This window comes from Desulfosarcina alkanivorans, assembly GCF_009688945.1.
Taxonomy (GTDB): Bacteria; Desulfobacterota; Desulfobacteria; order Desulfobacterales; family Desulfosarcinaceae; genus Desulfosarcina; species Desulfosarcina alkanivorans.
This window is the reverse complement of record NZ_AP021874.1, coordinates 5,765,037-5,781,226: the sequence shown is the minus strand read 5'-3', so window position 1 is coordinate 5,781,226 and position 16,190 is coordinate 5,765,037. Positions and strand designations below refer to the sequence as shown.

Annotated in this window: 13 protein-coding genes; 4 read left to right on the top strand and 9 right to left on the bottom strand. The window is 53.9% G+C overall.

The window, feature by feature from the left end:
* Positions 1–23 precede the first annotated feature (23 nt).
* The 8 genes from DSCA_RS33350 to DSCA_RS25140 all read right to left on the bottom strand — a co-directional run bounded on the left by DSCA_RS33350 (position 24) and on the right by DSCA_RS25140 (position 10,494).
* Positions 24–302 (bottom strand): GreA/GreB family elongation factor, encoded by a 279-nt coding sequence (locus tag DSCA_RS33350; RefSeq protein ID WP_155319068.1) that lies wholly within the window; start codon positions 300–302, stop codon positions 24–26.
* Positions 303–351: 49 nt separating this feature from the next.
* The gene (locus DSCA_RS25170) at positions 352–2,301 is read right to left on the bottom strand and encodes an NAD(P)(+) transhydrogenase (Re/Si-specific) subunit beta (protein ID WP_269434688.1); all 1,950 of its coding nucleotides are present in this window, start codon (positions 2,299–2,301) and stop codon (positions 352–354) included.
* Positions 2,302–2,358: 57 nt separating this feature from the next.
* Positions 2,359–2,748 (bottom strand): NAD(P) transhydrogenase subunit alpha, encoded by a 390-nt coding sequence (locus DSCA_RS25165; RefSeq protein ID WP_231716275.1) that lies wholly within the window; start codon positions 2,746–2,748, stop codon positions 2,359–2,361.
* A gap of 73 nt (positions 2,749–2,821) precedes the next feature.
* Positions 2,822–3,982: an NAD(P) transhydrogenase subunit alpha gene (locus DSCA_RS25160; protein WP_155319066.1), complete on the bottom strand. Its 1,161-nt coding sequence runs from the start codon at positions 3,980–3,982 to the stop codon at positions 2,822–2,824.
* 490 nt (positions 3,983–4,472) lie between these two features.
* Positions 4,473–4,907 (bottom strand): hypothetical protein, encoded by a 435-nt coding sequence (locus tag DSCA_RS25155; RefSeq protein ID WP_155319065.1) that lies wholly within the window; start codon positions 4,905–4,907, stop codon positions 4,473–4,475.
* A 71-nt stretch (positions 4,908–4,978) separates the two neighbouring features.
* Positions 4,979–5,212 carry a hypothetical protein gene (locus tag DSCA_RS25150; protein ID WP_155319064.1) on the bottom strand — a complete coding sequence of 78 codons (234 nt, stop codon included), beginning with the start codon at positions 5,210–5,212 and terminating at the stop codon, positions 4,979–4,981.
* Positions 5,213–5,490: 278 nt separating this feature from the next.
* Positions 5,491–7,323, bottom strand: coding sequence for a sigma-54 interaction domain-containing protein (locus DSCA_RS25145; RefSeq protein WP_155319063.1), 1,833 nt, complete (start codon positions 7,321–7,323; stop codon positions 5,491–5,493).
* A 30-nt stretch (positions 7,324–7,353) separates the two neighbouring features.
* The gene (locus tag DSCA_RS25140; RefSeq protein ID WP_155319062.1) at positions 7,354–10,494 is read right to left on the bottom strand and encodes an NAD-glutamate dehydrogenase domain-containing protein; all 3,141 of its coding nucleotides are present in this window, start codon (positions 10,492–10,494) and stop codon (positions 7,354–7,356) included.
* Positions 10,495–10,846: 352 nt separating this feature from the next.
* On the opposite strand from DSCA_RS25140, the gene DSCA_RS25135 reads away from it, so the two are divergent.
* Both DSCA_RS25135 and DSCA_RS25130 read left to right on the top strand, forming a co-directional pair.
* The gene (locus DSCA_RS25135; protein WP_155319061.1) at positions 10,847–11,227 is read left to right on the top strand and encodes a NifB/NifX family molybdenum-iron cluster-binding protein; all 381 of its coding nucleotides are present in this window, start codon (positions 10,847–10,849) and stop codon (positions 11,225–11,227) included.
* Between the two features lie 277 nt (positions 11,228–11,504).
* On the top strand, positions 11,505–12,866 hold the full coding sequence (locus DSCA_RS25130; RefSeq protein WP_155319060.1) for a sigma-54 interaction domain-containing protein: 1,362 nt from the start codon (positions 11,505–11,507) through the stop codon (positions 12,864–12,866).
* An 855-nt stretch (positions 12,867–13,721) separates the two neighbouring features.
* Here DSCA_RS25130 and DSCA_RS25125 read toward each other — a convergent pair.
* Positions 13,722–15,065, bottom strand: coding sequence for a sigma-54 interaction domain-containing protein (locus DSCA_RS25125; RefSeq protein WP_155319059.1), 1,344 nt, complete (start codon positions 15,063–15,065; stop codon positions 13,722–13,724).
* A gap of 519 nt (positions 15,066–15,584) precedes the next feature.
* Here DSCA_RS25125 and DSCA_RS25120 point away from each other — a divergent pair.
* Both DSCA_RS25120 and DSCA_RS25115 read left to right on the top strand, forming a co-directional pair.
* The gene (locus DSCA_RS25120) at positions 15,585–15,977 is read left to right on the top strand and encodes a NifB/NifX family molybdenum-iron cluster-binding protein (RefSeq protein WP_167527950.1); all 393 of its coding nucleotides are present in this window, start codon (positions 15,585–15,587) and stop codon (positions 15,975–15,977) included.
* Positions 15,964–16,176 (top strand): hypothetical protein, encoded by a 213-nt coding sequence (locus DSCA_RS25115; RefSeq protein ID WP_155319057.1) that lies wholly within the window; start codon positions 15,964–15,966, stop codon positions 16,174–16,176. Before DSCA_RS25120 ends, DSCA_RS25115 begins: the two co-directional genes overlap by 14 nt.
* Positions 16,177–16,190: the final 14 nt, after the last annotated feature.

Below are 16,190 nucleotides of genomic sequence, written 5' to 3'. Positions count from 1 at the left end.
GAGGACACATGGCGGTCACCCATTCATGTTGAATGGGAAAAAGACTGTATCTCGAATCTTCTCAATCTTGACGGGGCCTTCCAGGTAACGACATCCCCGACTCGATGGCCAAGCAGAACCGCACCCAAGGGTGTCAACACGGATATTTTGCTTTCTTTCGTGTTGACGTATTCAGGAAGAACGAGAGTAAACGTAAACGCTTCACCAGTATCCAGATCATTCAGGCGTATCCGGGAGTTTTCAGATATAAAGATGGATTGTTGTACGCTTGGAGGACAGGCATTTTCTGTTTTCGGGTGCATTTCCCCTCCGGTTTGTTGGACACCGCTTCAACCCTTTTACTGCCTTTTTTCACGACATCATTTTTGGGCCTGCATCCATTGTTCTCAAATTAGAAATTAAGATTTCCGCCGAATCGCCGGCATCGCCAAGCATCATGATGGATTTGCTGTTATCGTAGAGCGGATTGGAAACACCTGAATATCCCGGCATTTTATCAAAATTACAGACAATTATCTTTTTGGCCTCATGCGCCATCAGGATCGGCATCCCGGAAATGGGCGTTCCCTCAAGTTCTATCGCTGCCGGATTGACCACGTCGCAGGCGCCAACGACCACCGCCACGTCGGTCTCTGCGAATAACGGGTTCACCTCATCCATTTCTATGAGGTTGTCGTAATCGACCTCCACTTCAGCCAGAAGAACATTCATATGCCCGGGCATCCTTCCTGCGACCGGATGGATGGCGTATTTCACGGCTGCGCCTCTTTTCTCGAGAATGGAAGCCAGTTCGACGACTTTTTTCTGGGCTTTGGCCAGCGCCATGCCGTATCCCGGGATGATGATAACGGTCTTGGCCGCCGCCAGTGCGTCTACCGCAACATCGAGGGAACCCGAAAGGCCGCCATCCGTGACGTTCTTTTCGGCAGGTTTTTCACCCGTCAGGGACGCGACAAGCTGGCGGACTGTTTTTTTGGCGTCTCCGGCCAACATGATGGTGTTGCTTTTTTCATACAGAGGATTTTCAACACCCGAATATCCGGGATTCTGATCAAAATTGCAGCACACCACGGTTTTGGCTTTATGGGCCATCAGGATCGGCATGCCGGATATGGGCGTCCCTTCGACATCAATGGCTGCGGTGTTGACCACATCACAGGCACCGATAACCAGGACCAGGTCTGTCGCGTAAAAATCAGGATTGACAGCTTCCATCTCCACCAGCATGTCATAATCAACACCCGCTTCGGCGAGCAGCACGTTCATGTGCCCGGGCATTCTTCCGGCAACCGGATGGATGGCGTATTTTACGTCTTTACCCATCGCTATCATTTTTTTCGATAGGACAGCCACCTCCATTTGCGCTTTGGCCAGGGCCATCCCGTAGCCGGGAACAACAATAACCTTTTTGGCGGCCCGTATCCGCTCGACCGCCCTTTCGAATCCATTGGCGGCACTCGCCACCGTGGTGTCCGCCGTCAGGCGCTGACCGGACAAGCCAGCCGCTTTTTTCAATGGCTTGCCTGCTCTTTTTACTTCCGGCAAAATTATTTTGAAAATATTGCGATTCATGGCTGTGCACATGACATGGGTGAGGATGGACCCGGATGCCGCCACCGTCGCACCGAAAGCAATCAGCAACTGGTTTCCGATCACCAGTCCGCAAAAAGAGGCGGCCAGGCCCGCGGTGGCATTTAAAAATGAAATCAGTACCGGCATGTCAGCGCCACCGATGCGCATCGAAAACAAAATCCCGAAGAACGCGGATAATCCGATCTGGGCGAGATACAGGTAGAAAAGGGAATCGGCCGGTGCATAAACCGATGCCGTGCCGACACCGACTATGGCCGCAATATTGACCAGCATGAGCAGATTGTGGGCCGGCAGGGTTTGCGGTGTTTGCCTTATTTTATTGGCCAGTTTCGCGCTGGCAATCATGCTGCCGCTGAAAGTCAATGCCCCGATGGTCAAACCTGAAACACCCGACACCTCACGCATTAAATCTAAAGCGTGCCCGCCGCGAGTCAGTTCAACCAGCGATACAAGAAATGCGGCAACGCCGCCGGCACCGTGTTGAAACGCCACCATGGCCGGGATCTGAATCATACTGACGGACCTTGCTACCGCATAGCCTGCGATTGCCCCGCCCGCCAGCGATACCATTACGACGGAGCCATCAATGATTCCACTTCGGTACAATACCAGAAAAAAGGCGCATAGCAGTGAAAAAGCCGCCGTCAGGTTGCCGAACCTTGCCTTGCTGGGCATACGGAATTGCCATATCCCCACAATCAGAACCATAATAACCGAAAAGTCGATGAGCAGCGTCATGGCGTATGGGTTGTCACTTATTTAGGGTTATTCGGAAGGGCCTTTTTGCCTGAAAAGCCCAAGCATTCTGTCCGTGATGGCAAAACCGCCGACCACATTGAACGTCGCGGAGATAATGGCGAGCGAGCCCAACCATTTTTCCAGGCGGGTTGTCGGAAGCGAAAAAAGAAGCAATGCCCCCAACAGCGTAACGGCGGAGATAGCATTGGTCATCGACATCAGGGGCGTGTGCAAAAGAGAGGGAACCCTGCAGATCAGCACATAGCCGACGACAAAGGAAACCAGAAACACACCCGCCATCAAGATCAGATTCGACATGGCTAAACCTCTCTCGTGAAAAATTGACCGACCTTGGCCGTCCGGAAAAAGACCCATTGCGTCGGGATCAGGGCATGCGAAAAAATTTACCTCAGGCATATAGTCGATATTCCGAGGATAAAATTATCGCAACACGCGGATATCCCCCCGATGGGTCATTCAAGGATGAGCATTAATTAAGCCTCATGGCCTTTAGGGCTCCTTCATGAAGGATGACCCCCTTGTGGGTGACCATGGACGCCTTTACGATCTCATCGTTCAGGTCGGGAATCTGATCGCCGTTCTTGAAAAGGTTTTCGACATAGTAGTACATATTGTTGGCATACAGCCAGCTTGCGTGGACCGCCATTCTTCCGGGAATATTCTGTATCCCGCAGACATTGACGCCTGATCGCTGAATAAAACGCCCCGGTTCCGTGACCTCACAGTTCCCCCCCTGATCGACGGATACATCCATGATGACCGAACCGGGATTCATGGCCGACACCATTTTCCCGGAGACAAGAACGGGCGCGATTTCACCGGGCACCAGTGCGCTGAGGATGACCACATCAGCAGCTTCCACATGGGGAGCGAGAATACCCTGTTCAATCTCGATCCACTCATTTTCCAGGGCCTTCGCATAACCGCCGGCGCCGACGGCGAGTTCTTCCGGGATGTCGAATTCAACCACCTTGGCTCCCAGGCTTTCGGCTTCCGTGCATGCGTTTTTTCGAATGTCCATAGCCTTGACAACGCCCCCGAGCCGTTTGGCCGTTGCGATGGCCTGAAGACCCACAACGCCCGCACCGACGACCAGAAAGGCAGCGGGTTTGACGGTACCGATGGCCGTACCGATCATTGGAATAAATTTAGCCATGTGATTTGCCGCCATGAGCACGGATTTGTAACCGGTCACCGTGCTCATGGAAGACAGGGCGTCCATTCGCTGAGCGCGGGAGATGCGCGGGATGCCATCCATCGTGAAGGCGGTTACATTTTTATCCCGGAGCCGTTTGACGATTTCATGGTTGTCGGGTGTGGCCGGATGAAGGAACGTGATCAGGGTGCAGCCATCGTGAAGCATTTCAACCTCATGCGTTTCAAACTGCGCGTTGAACACGGGCTGCTTTACTTTCAAAACCAGATCGGATTCAGCATACAGGCGGTCCGCATCGGCAATGACCGTGGCCCCTGCCATTTCATATTCTTCATCGGAAATTAATATACCTTCTCCTGCCTTGGATTCAACGGCGACGTTAAACCCCAGATCAACGAATTTTCGAACCGTATCTGGAATTGCCGCGACCCTTTTTTCTTCAGCCAGTATTTCTTTAGGTATTCCGATCAGCATAACTCACCTCATTTTAACCGGTTGGGTTTAATCGTATTATCTCAGCACGCAACGGCTGCCGGCAACGATGTGTTGGGCATATGGCGGTGAAAACAAAGCAGGCGTTTGGATCAAAGGCCTGTCTGCCTTAACTGGAGAGAAGGATAACCGATACTCTTCACAATAAATTACATTGCTGCCAAAACATGGATACGCACAACCATGATTGTTGGCACAATTGGAACACAATCCTTTTTCTTCCATGGGCCGGACCGGGCATGCATTCTCGGTGGGGGGTATACTGGCACTCGGGCGTTCTTTTCCGGAGTGGCGGGCGGTTTCGATTCCCGAGCTTTCAAATTCTTCACAATGTATAACGCTTGTGCCTGATTTCAGGCTATTTCTCAATGATAGACATTCTGACTGGTGATTGCATGTGCGGCAGATACTTCGCTCAGTGGATGCGTCGACCATTAACGTTCTCCTTTTTTGGGTAAAACCGACTGCCCGTTTAATTTTCGCGACTGCCCTGGCGTGCGGTCACGGAATAGAGTTTTTTTATTGCGGTGTCGAAAAAGGGGGGTTGCGGTGTCATCACCAATTTCCTGGCGATCTTTTGTGCCCTTGTGCTCACCTCCCCATTGAAACCGCCTTGGGTGTTTTTCAACCATTGAATCAAGGCGTCGCTGGCAAGTATTCTGGCATCGTAATAAATGTTGTCATCGGCAATGATTGAGAGTGCCTGGGAAATCAGCGCTTCGGATGGGGTTTGAATCTCTCCGATTCGCTTCAGCACCTCTTCGCGAAGTCGCCAGTTTCCCTTGTACCGCAAAATTCTGATCAGGCCGGGTTGGCATTCTGCCAATCGTCCGTTATCTGCCAGTTCTTCAATTAGTTCCAAAACCGGTCCCCAGTCGCCAAGATTTCCAAAGGGGTCTTGCGTCATCGAATACTCCTTTCCTGTAAAATCATGGTTGTAACAGGCGCCAATCCTTGCAGGCTGACATCAACCGGCACTCAATATTGAAGATCATCCCCTCCATGATATTCGACATACGTATCCATCTGTTTTTCTGTAATATAGTGGCGCCATTGCAATGTTTTTAAATCCAGATCGTCATAGCTTTCAAACAGATGCCGAGACAGGCATTTCACCTTTCCGGCCGGTGTAATCACCAGAAATTGGGAAATTCCGGCATCATCGAGAACGACAAAGAATTTTCCGGAAGCCTTGTTTTTAACGAGTTCCACAGGTTGACGACTCCAAACGTAGCATGGTCTTTAATCAGGGCGTTAAAACGAGTTCGCCGCAACACGATCAGGAGATTCACTGCAGCAAAGGGGATGCCAACCCGTGAAATAGCTGTAACTATTTGTTATTATTCATTTAAAAGAAAAGCTATAACTGACTGCCAGGTTAACGGCGGGAAAAAAACGCCCACTTCAGAAATGGTGGGCGGCTGTAACACCAAGAAATTATATAAAAATTTTAAAGGGGCGATTTCGCCCGCATCGGGCGTATCTGGCACTCAAGAGGTGGACATCTTCCGGAAAAGCGCTCTGCGGGATATACCCAGCAGCGCCGCCGCCCGGGTACGATTGCCGCTCGACCGGCTCAGCGCTTTTGAAATGTGGGCTTTTTCCAGGCGCCGGACAGCGTCTCGAAGATTTAAATCCGTTGCTATCGGCACCATTTCAGCTTCCGGATCAGGGGAAAGGAATTCGAGGTGGCCAAGGGTTACATATCGCTGCAGGACATTGCGAAGCTCGCGGACATTGCCGGGCCAATCATAGGCGATGAGAATATCCATGATGCGGCCGGGGACGGTTGCCGTGGCCGAACGGGTTTTCATCGTGCGTAAAAAGTGTTCCACCAGCAGAGGGATATCCTGCTTCCTGTTGCGCAGGGGCGGCAGTTGAATTTGTACAACCTGGATGCGGTAAAAGAAATCATTGCGCATTTCGCCCTCGTTGACCTTATCGTGTAGAGCGGCATTAGAAGCCGATATAACGCGAAAATCGGTCAATCGGGGCTCCATGTTGCCCACAGGCCGGTATCCCCCGCCTTCGATGGCCCTCAGCAGCTTGGCCTGCATGTTGACGGTTAATTCGCCGATTTCATCCAGAAACAGAGTTCCGCCATCGGCCATGTCCAGGTAGCCCGGAGAATCGGTGTCCGCACTGGAGAATGCGCCTTTTCGGTGGCCGAAAAATTCCCTTTCGAAGAGAGACTCCTGCACGGCGCCGCAGTTGACCGCGACGAATCGATTGTTCTTCCTGGCGCTATGGTCATGTATGGCATGGGCGACCAGCTCTTTCCCTGAACCGGATTCTCCGAAGATGGCAACGCTTGCATCCGTAGCGGCCGCCTTTAGAATAAGTTCATAAACCGCCTGCATGGCCGGAGAACGACCGAGAATATCGCCAAGCCGGTACCGTTCCTTTAGGGATGACCGCAACACCCGGTTTTCGTCGTTCAGCAAGTCAGCCTTGCGTTGGGCGGCCATCTGCTGCTCTTTGATTTCGGTGACATCTTTTAGCGTCGACAGCAGTGCCGGGCGGCCTTTGAAGGTAATCGGACTGTGGCAAACCTGTATCCAGGATGTCCTTTCCGCTCGTGTAAGGCAATGAACTTCCTCAACTTTCGACTCAATGACCCCGTGAGCCCGTGAGCCATAAATGCGGGCGATACCGTCGGCATCGCCCGCAGGAGGACAGCGGACCAACCCATCGACCATCTCTTGGGCAGAGGGAATATCGAACATTTTGCAGAATTCCGGATTGACGTAGCTGAATCGTTCGCTCTGGACCAGTGCGACACCCTCGGCAACCTGTTCCGTCAGCACCCGGTAGCGCTCTTCGCTTTCTCTGAGTGCTTCCTCAGAACGCTTGAGCCAAAGAACTTTGCTCAGGCGTTCGCCAATCGCCCTCAGCAGATGGTCTTCCTCTTCAAGAAACGGTCCCCCATCTACCACAGGCGGGGCGTCGATATAGTACACATCCACATCGCCGACATCGTTACCGTTCAAGATGATTTTCGTATTCTGCCGCCAGCGGGTGGCTGTAAATCGCTTTGAGGTGTACTCATGGCCGTCCAACCGGATCCGCGCACAGGCGTTTTCCGGATACTGCCAGGCCGCAGGGATCAGTTCAACAGCGCGCTGCATAATCCATGACAAAGAGACATCCTGGTTTTCAAAAAGGTTGGAAATGCCATACAGGCAGTTCAGTTCCTTGATCCGTTCGGCAAGCGCGTTCGGTGCAGAAGAGACCGACAATGGCCTGCAGGAGGCTTTCTCCGGCAGGCATTCCTGCCGCTGGCCGGCTGAATGTATAGTACCGTTGGTGGTTTCCTCTTTCAAAGGGGCGTCTCCCGCATTAATGGCCGGCCGTCATCCGACGGCCGGCACGATGTTCTGAACGGCATCGGTGAAATTGGCTTCCACTTTCCTGGAAAAGGCATTCCAGTCGGCGCCGAACCGATAAAAGGCCATGGAGGACAGTTTCTTTGTAAGGATGGCATCCCGGTATGGCCGCAGCTCCTCGGAATTCAGCGTGTTCATGATGGCTTGTTCTCCCAGTCGTTTGATCAGAATGGCAGGGATGTAGTTCTCCAACACGCGCCAGACCAGTTTCTTGTCCTCGAGGATCGAGGCGATGTTCTGCTCGCAGATCCGCTGCATGGCAAAAATCTGTTCGCTGGTTTTCTCCGACAGATCGAACAGGGGCACCGATGGATCCGTTTCATGGATCCGAATGAGCATCCGGGTCTCCGCCCGGGCATACTTGTCGACCAGCACCATTATATCCCGGATCAGGGCCCAGCGGGTGTCCCTGTCGTCCAGCAGGCTGGCCTCATAATCGTCCCCGAGAAGAAATGCGGTGAGCACTTCGGCGATGGAACTGGAAAAGACGCCTCCTTTGTTGGCCGTGGTGTCCTTGATATGCTTGATGTCGGTTGTGGCGGCGATGGTCCGCCTGGCGGCGTCATCGAAAAAAACATTGGCCCCGTCGACAATGAACCGGAGTTCCTTGAACACGGAGAGGAAATCCCTGACGTTGCCGCGGTTGACGGTGTCCTTGAATCCGCCGCAGGGGATGAATGCCCGTATATCCGCCTGGCCGATGAACCGCCGGTTGCCAGGCTCCGAAAGAAAGTTACGGTGGAACAGGGCCCCGTCTTCCACAACCGTACCGTCGGGAAGCGAAACGTTTTTGGCATCAAGGGGAACCATGAAGCCCTGGGGGCTCAACTTCTCAACGGGAAACCGCCGCGTATTGGCACGAGGCGCGGTATGCCGCATGAAAGCGATTTTCATCAGCGCCTCCCGGTCCAGTCCCTGGGGATCGAACAGGATCGACCCCCCGTCGATGACCAGGCAGATCCGGCCCTTGTAGCACTGGATTTCATTGGCACCCAGATCACCGTCCGGCCCCCCGGTAATCATCAGGTTGAGGTCTTCCTCCCTGGCCCCGTAATGGGCGATCAGCGTCCGGAATGCCCCCATGACCCCGGTGGTGGTCATGCCGCTGGTCTCGATCTTGCCCCCGATCCGATCGTACAGGGTGTCCATATCCGTGGTGACGGCAACAGATATACCGTTCACATGCAGGTCCGTACCGTCCTCCTTGCGGTCTATGAGGCCGAAAAGATCACCGTTTTCCAGCATTCCGTAGGTGTCGTGGGGGATACCGATGCGCTTGCCGGTGGTGATGGTCCGCCAATAGGGGTATCCCCTTTCCCGCGATCGATTGGCCACCGCATCCATCAGGGGCGCAGTCCCTTCGTCGGGGCCGAAGAACACCATCTCCGGACTTCCGTAATAATCAACAATGCTGTCGCCGCCGAGAACCAGATCGATAATGCCCTCCGTGTAATCGTATAAGGCATCCATGGCATGGCTGGAGTAAATCGCGTGGGGCACCACGACACCCTTGGAACCGCTTTCGCAGATGTCCTTGTGCTTCAGTCGCTGGGCCTTGGGCCCCAGGGCGTAGTTGAGTAAAACGGCATTGTCGACCTCGGTGGGGTAGTTGGATGGAGAGACGCGGAGCATCCGCAGCCCCCCCCTGGCGATATCCCCGGCCCTCAGATGGGTGCCGCAGGAATAGTGACCGTTAACGAAAAAGATCCCGAAAACGAACTGGTCGAAGACCAGGGGATCTAAAATGGCATTGTCGAAACGAAAGGCGAAGGACCGCTTCTCGGGCTTGTAGAAATTGGTCTTCAGGGTGCACGAAACCATTTTGAACATAAACCGGAAAATGTCGCAATGAAGCCAGTTGTCAATAAACCGGGATTCGATGATCTTGTTGAACGCCCTGAATTTTTCCTCCAGCGACGCTTCGTTGATCCGGTCGGGACGCGCCGGATGGAAGCGCCGTTCGAAAAGATCGTATAGGGACGTCACCAGGTCCGGATGGTCAATGACCGCCTCCAGAATTGTCTTGTAGACATAGGTAGCCTTATTGGAGCCGTGAAGTCTTCCGGCAAAGGCATCTTTGTGGTCCTTGCTGGTCAGGCTTTCCAGGATCTCCCGGTCCGTGGCATTGTCCCGCTCCTTGAAAATAAACATGTGGGTAAAATCCGCGGCGTTGCCCGCAAAGAGCATCTCCTTGAAGGTCAGCCGTCCGTCCACGTAAAGATCCGTAACGCGATTGACACCAAAGGAGAGGAAGGCGTAAAGGTCACTTACCAGCTCCGCTTCTTTTTTTCGGGACAGCTCCCCATGGATGTAGAGGGAGCAAATGGACGAGGGAACGGGGGATTTGCCCCAGTATGGCTCCCAGTAGGCCCGCTTGAGCACCAGGCCGTGGTCTTCGAACAATTTACGCAGCACGGGCAACTGGGGCGATGCGAAATCGCTGTTGAACATCAGGCGCGTCTCCCCGGTTTCGGGCAGGTTGAAGATCTCGACCAGGGGGGTGACCGCATTCTCGTTCCCCTTGAGGAATTTTTCGTAGCGCTCCCGGGTGGGTTCGGGGGTGATCATGTAATCCCCGGCCAGGGAAAAGAGAAACCGGGAATCCCTGAAGGCCTCCCGGGGAAAATCATGAACCGTTTCAGGGCGTATGATATAGGTGTAGTAGTTGTTCTCCGGGCTGAAATAATATTCACGCCGGTGGCCTGAGATCATAGGCTCGAGAATTTTTTCCATGCTGTCCCGGGTCTCAATGGTGGCGATCCGGACCCGCTGGACATTGTTTTCCTGTTCCAGATCAAAATCGATGTGGGCGACTCTCCCCACCAATACCACCTTTCCGTCGTTGACAGTGATGCTGGTGGCAATGGAGGCCAGGATATGCTTCAGGGAGTCTTTCTTGATGTTTTCGAAAAAATAAGTCGGAAGTCCCAGGTCCTCCAGCAGGATTCCCGCCGCCATGTTGATGCAGTTGGCGGTAATAAGACCTTCCGAAGAAAGGTCCACCACCGCTTCGTAAAGAATTCTGGGATCGAGTTTTACACTTTGGGCCTTGTTGATGATATAGGCGCCTGTGGAAACTGAGTCGGGGCGGTTGAATCGGCTCTCCATGATATCTCCTCAATCTGCTTGAAGTGGTCCCCCTGAATAACGAGATGAATTATGATGTCAGCCCTACCAAATTTTTTTTGGAAACAAAACGAAAATCGCAGATCATGAAACCGGTGACAATATGCGGCGCCCGGTCAGCCGGGGGATCCGCAATTCTTCCACAACCGGCCGCCGAATGGATACAGAGCAGACTCATACCCGCCTTGCAAAACTGTGGGACCAGGCTACGTCAACCGATAGCCATCATCTAAATACTTATTTTGGCGCATTTTTTGCTTTTCCTGACAATAGTCCAGTCGCCTGACAACGATCGCGCTTCGGTCCAACCGCACAAACGACACCAAGAGGTGGCATGATGAAAATTGCCGTGAGCGCCAGAGGAAACACGCCGGCCAGTCATGTTGCCCCCTTTTCGGGTCGAACGGCCGGTTTCGTCATTTATGATTCGGACAGCTTCAGGTTCACCTATCTCGACCCTTCAGCCGGGGATGCGCAGTTGATGCAAAGCAGCCGCCAATCCGCTGAAATGTTTGTCGATGCCGGGATCGAGGTGCTTGTCGTCAGCGGGATAGCGTTCGAGACCGCACGCCTGCTGGGCCGGGCAGGAATAAAAATTTATGAATGTATCAGCGCAACGGTCTGGGAATCGATCCAGGCGTTAAAGCTGAACCTGCTGGAAGCCATCGACAATGCTCCTGACCCTCCGGACTGCCGGGGGTCGGCAGCCAAATGAGAAGTGCCGACGGTTGGCCGCCCGGCAGCAGCCGGCTCATGGAGCGTTGCACCCGACACTGCCGCCCCCCGTGTATATCGGACTTTTTCCGCCCTCGAAAAACACGATCAATCCTTTGGGACCGCTGTCCGCCGGCGCCATTTTCGGAGACAGCGCCGCCCAACGGCAGCCATCGAACAACGCGCTTCAGGTTGACGGCTGTATTGCATTATGCAAGGATTAACCTGTCACACGCTTGCATACCGCACGATTGGGTCCCGCGCACTGGATTGATCGCATGGTATATGACAAAAAAAGAGACCCGCAGGACGTTATTCTGGATTCGATCAACGAAGGCGTCTTTACCATTGATCTGGATTGGCGGATCACGTCGTTCAATCGCGCTGCCGAGCGGACAACCGGTGTAAGCCGCCGGGACGCACTTCACCGGGCCTGCCGTGAAGTCTTCCAGGCCAACATCTGCGAAAAAAACTGTGCCCTGAAACAGACCTTCGAAACCGGCCGTCCCATCGTAAATGCCAATGGGTTTATCGTCAACCATCTGGGCCGGCGGATTCCCATCCGCATTTCAACGGCCATATTAAAAAATGACGCAGGACAAATCATAGGCGGGGTGGAAACGTTTCAGGATCTCAGCCAGATTGAACAGCTCCAAAAACAATTGCACAGCAGCTATACATTCGAGGACATTATCGGCCGAAGTCCGGAAATGAAGCGGCTGTTCAAAATTCTCCCCCTGATTTCCAAAAGCAGCAGCAATGTGTTGATAGAGGGGGCCAGCGGAACCGGAAAAGAACTTTTCGCCCGGGCCATCCATCATCTGTCTGCCCGGAAAGTCCATCGTTTCGTCCCGGTCAACTGCGCCGCGCTTCCCGACACCCTGCTCGAAAGCGAGCTTTTCGGACATAAAGCCGGAGCCTTTACCGACGCCAGAAAAGATAAAGCGGGCCGTTTCACTCTGGCCCATAAAGGCACGATTCTCCTCGATGAAATCGGCGACATCTCACCTGCCATGCAGATCCGTCTGCTCCGTGTGCTGCAAGACGGCCATATCGAACCACTGGGCACCGAACTGCCGATCCCGGTGGATGTCCGCGTGGTGGCGGCCACCAACAAGAACCTTGCCGATCTGGTGCAGCGCGGCATTTTCCGTGATGATCTGTACTATCGTATCCGGGTCATCCACCTGAAGCTTCCCAACCTGAGCCATCGCCGTGAAGACATTCCCCTTCTGGTCCAGCACCTGATAAACAAATTCAATCGACTGCAGGAGAGAAGCATCACCCGGGTTTCCACCGAAGCGATGGCCCGGTTGATGGAGCACCACTATCCGGGCAATGTCCGTGAACTGGAAAACATCATCGAGCAGGCATTTGTACTTTGCCGGGGGCACACCATTGCCCTGCATCATCTTCCTCCCGAATTGCGTCCCACCACCGTAACGGGTGCGAGCCCGCTGAATCACATGAGCCTCCAGGCCATGGAACAGGTGATGATTACCGAGGTTCTGCGGCGGCATCACGGCAATCGGAAAAAAGCCGCAGGGGATCTAGGAATCAACCCCAGCACCCTTTACCGGAAAATCAAAGCCTACAACATACGGGTGCCCGACTCCGATGGCCGCCGGCGAACAACCTAATCGTGCATTCTGCAACCATCATCTGAAGCGTTGAACCCCGCCGATCCTCTCCCGGGGGCCCTCATAGAAAAAAAAATTTTTCCGGCATGCCGGCGGGTGTCGGGTCGGATGCGTTCATGCCGGCTTCAGGCCGCCATCGCCCCGGCACAGCATATAGACTGAATGGCAGGCAGATTTAAGGTCTTCATTTTCTCCCGGGCCCCTGTCTGGCGAGCGGGCAATCTCAAGGCGATCCCGGCGCTCATGACGAATCCGAAACGATGGGCCTAAAGTGGTGGCATGCTCGTTGCTACTCAATTCGGAAAGACCGGGCATGCCCGGCCCGGGCGGGCCGTTGGCCCGGCGCCCGGCCCGGGAAAAACCGGAGAGGGTATTGCCCGGGCTCACCAGGCGGTAAAACGGCACATGCAGGCGACATTTCGGCGCTGATTCATTCACTCCCCACAAAGAGGCTCACGCCATGGAAATGAGGAAAAAAAATGGGCATCCGGCGACAAGAAATGTAATCTTGTCAATGGTAAGGGACCAGCCATGCTCGATTCGTCAGATTACCCGCGCCTTCAACTCAAGAAGCTATGACGTTGTCAGACTGCTTTCGGAAATGGTTCGCAACGGGCAGGTTATGGTCAAGTCCACCGACACCGGGCTCTTTGTCGTCGGCAGCCATTCGAATCACTAACCAGCCGTATGGATGATCCCGCCGCCATCGTGAAGACTGCGTTTTCATTCAGGCTGATCGCCCGTGTTTATTTCGATTTCCAGGCAACATGCCAGGGCCTTCGATCCGTTTGGTTCCGCCGAGCAGGGATCCCCCTTTTCCTTTTACCGGCCAGTCCCGGGCGGCAGCATTTCCCCCTATGAATGAGGTTCCACGATACCGAGTCGCTTGATTTTTCTTCGCAAGGTATTCTTGTCGATATCCAGTTCACGGGCCGTGGCCATTTTTTTCCACCGGTTCCTCTCCAGGGCCTGAACGATGGTGCGTTTTTCCGCCTCTCTCAGGCTCAATCCGGTGGCCCCCAGCGGCAGGCCGCACTGCGGGACCACGCGAGCCGGCAGATGGTGCAGGCGGATAATGCCATCCAGGCAGAGGACGAAGGCATGCTCGATGGCATTTTCAAGCTCACGGACGTTTCCCGGCCAGTCGTAGAGCATCAGCGCGGCCACGGCCTTTTGCGATATGCCGACGATCTTCTTCCCGCTGAGGTGATTGAACTGGTCGATAAAGTGATCCAGCAGCAGTGGGATGTCTTCTTTTCTGTTTGAAAGCGGCGGCAGGGAAAGCTTGACAATATCGATCCGGAAATAGAGGTCATCCCTGAATTTTCCGTTCCGAACCAGTTTTTGCAGGTCCCGGTTGGTTGCCGTGATCACCCTGGCATTGGTTGCACACGCCTTTGTCGCACCTAGCGGTTCATACACTTTTTCTTCGAGGACACGGAGAAGGCGGCTCTGGACCGCCGGAGAGATATCACCGATTTCATCCAGGAAAAGGGTCCCGTTCTGGGCCAGGGCGAAGCGGCCGGGTTTATCTTTCTTGGCATCGGTGAAGGCGCCGGCCTTGTACCCGAACAGTTCGGATTCGCAGAGGTTGTCCGGCAGGGCGCCGCAGTTGATGGCCACGAAGGGGCCATTTCTCACCGGGCTGTTATTGTGGATGGCCCTGGCAACAAGTTCCTTGCCGGTGCCGCTGTCCCCTTCGATCAAAACGCTGCAATTGCTTTCGGCCACCTGGGGTAAAATGGCGAACAGGTCTTGCATTTTAGCGTTTTTGCTGACGATGTCTTCGAAAGAATGCTGTTTGCGAATGACTTTCCGAAGTTTATCCACCGCTGTCAGATCCCGGAAGGTTTCGACCCCGCCGATGGTTTGTCCCCCGGCGTCCTTTAAAAGGGCAGTGGTCACGCTGATGGGAATCAACTTCTTATCCGCCCGCAGGATATACACCGGAAAGTTGATCACGGGTTGTTCCGTTTTGATCGTCTGCCGCAGAAGACAATTCTCCTCACAGACGTTTGCCCGCAGAACGTCAAAGCATGCCAGGCCGACCGCATCGTTTCTCGAAAACCCCGTAATTTCTTCCGCTGCGCGGTTAAACGAGGTGATGCGCATCTCCATATCAACCGTGAAAACGCCGTCAGCGATGCTGTCCAGGATGATTTGATGGTGCGCCTGTATCTGTTTTTTGGGAAAGTTCATGGCGTGCCCTCCTGCATCCGTTTGGGCCTGTATTGCATGACAGCAGGCTGCCTGTCGTAGGAGAGAATCGCGATCCACATCAGCCGATGTATTTGATGCGTCATCATAATCGCCCTGACGAGGCGATGTCAATCGCTCATCCCTGCACCCGGGTAAAGCGGATGCCGGGAAACACCCGCCGACACGCCCGGGGTTCGGGGATGATATGCACCCGGCTCAACGCCATCCGGTGCATTTGGTTCCCTTTATTCCCGGCCGCCGATCCGGCGCCCGGCCACAAGTCGTTTTTTAAACAATCTTATCAATATATTATATGTGTGCCGCCTGAACTTTCAATTCTGGCCCCAATTTTGCGGTTAACCGTTTAAACTTTTTTGGAATCAAGAATCAGTGCAGCAGCGCCGACAACCGGCCTTCCGAAACCAGTGCCTGTCAGCCAGCCGAACCTCCTGTTCTACTCGCCGCATATTGTCCGGCGAGTATTTAAAATTTCACCCGAGTCGGGGAAGGACAGCAGTCGTGATCCGGATTGCCATACCCATATTCAGAAATAAGGTGTCGCCCGTATTCGATTCCTGCACCCGGGTTTTCCTCGTGGATATCGAAGCAAATCGGGAGATCGACAGAAAAGAGATCTACCTCGATGCACTGGCATTGACCGAGCGGGTGACGATACTTCTCAAGTCCGGCGTGGACACCGTCATCTGCGGCGGGATCAGCGATGTGATGGCAAGTATGCTGACGGGGGTAAAAATTGACCTGATCAGCGACATCACCGGAGAAGTCGACCATGTTTTGAAAGCTTATCTGGACCGGGGATTGGACCAGACGCAGTTTCACCTTCCGGGTTTCCGCCCGGATTCACACAAAAAAGGCACCAACGCGAGGGGGCGAGACCATGAAAACCATTAAATTGACCGCCATCGGGAGTATGGTGGTGGCCTGCCTGCTTTTTTTGTCTGGAACACCGGCGACTCGGTCAGCCGAGAATGAAAACCACTGTTTTACCTGCCATACCAACCCACGAAAGCTTATCGAGATAACACGTGAAATCTCCAAACTCGACAGAAAAAAGCCTGGCGCCTCCAAAGAAACGAAAGGAGAAGGGTGAGGCGGAGACGTGAC

Coding starts and splice junctions, on each gene's coding strand:
- DSCA_RS33350 (WP_155319068.1), bottom strand. CDS start 302: ATGCACCCGAAAACAGAAAATGCCTGTCCTCCAAGCGTACAACAATCC.
- DSCA_RS25170 (WP_269434688.1), bottom strand. CDS start 2,301: ATGGTTCTGATTGTGGGGATATGGCAATTCCGTATGCCCAGCAAGGCA.
- DSCA_RS25165 (WP_231716275.1), bottom strand. CDS start 2,748: ATGCCTGAGGTAAATTTTTTCGCATGCCCTGATCCCGACGCAATGGGT.
- DSCA_RS25160 (WP_155319066.1), bottom strand. CDS start 3,982: ATGCTGATCGGAATACCTAAAGAAATACTGGCTGAAGAAAAAAGGGTC.
- DSCA_RS25155 (WP_155319065.1), bottom strand. CDS start 4,907: ATGACGCAAGACCCCTTTGGAAATCTTGGCGACTGGGGACCGGTTTTG.
- DSCA_RS25140 (WP_155319062.1), bottom strand. CDS start 10,494: ATGGAGAGCCGATTCAACCGCCCCGACTCAGTTTCCACAGGCGCCTAT.
- DSCA_RS25135 (WP_155319061.1), top strand. CDS start 10,847: ATGATGAAAATTGCCGTGAGCGCCAGAGGAAACACGCCGGCCAGTCAT.
- DSCA_RS25130 (WP_155319060.1), top strand. CDS start 11,505: ATGGTATATGACAAAAAAAGAGACCCGCAGGACGTTATTCTGGATTCG.
- DSCA_RS25125 (WP_155319059.1), bottom strand. CDS start 15,065: ATGAACTTTCCCAAAAAACAGATACAGGCGCACCATCAAATCATCCTG.
- DSCA_RS25115 (WP_155319057.1), top strand. CDS start 15,964: ATGAAAACCATTAAATTGACCGCCATCGGGAGTATGGTGGTGGCCTGC.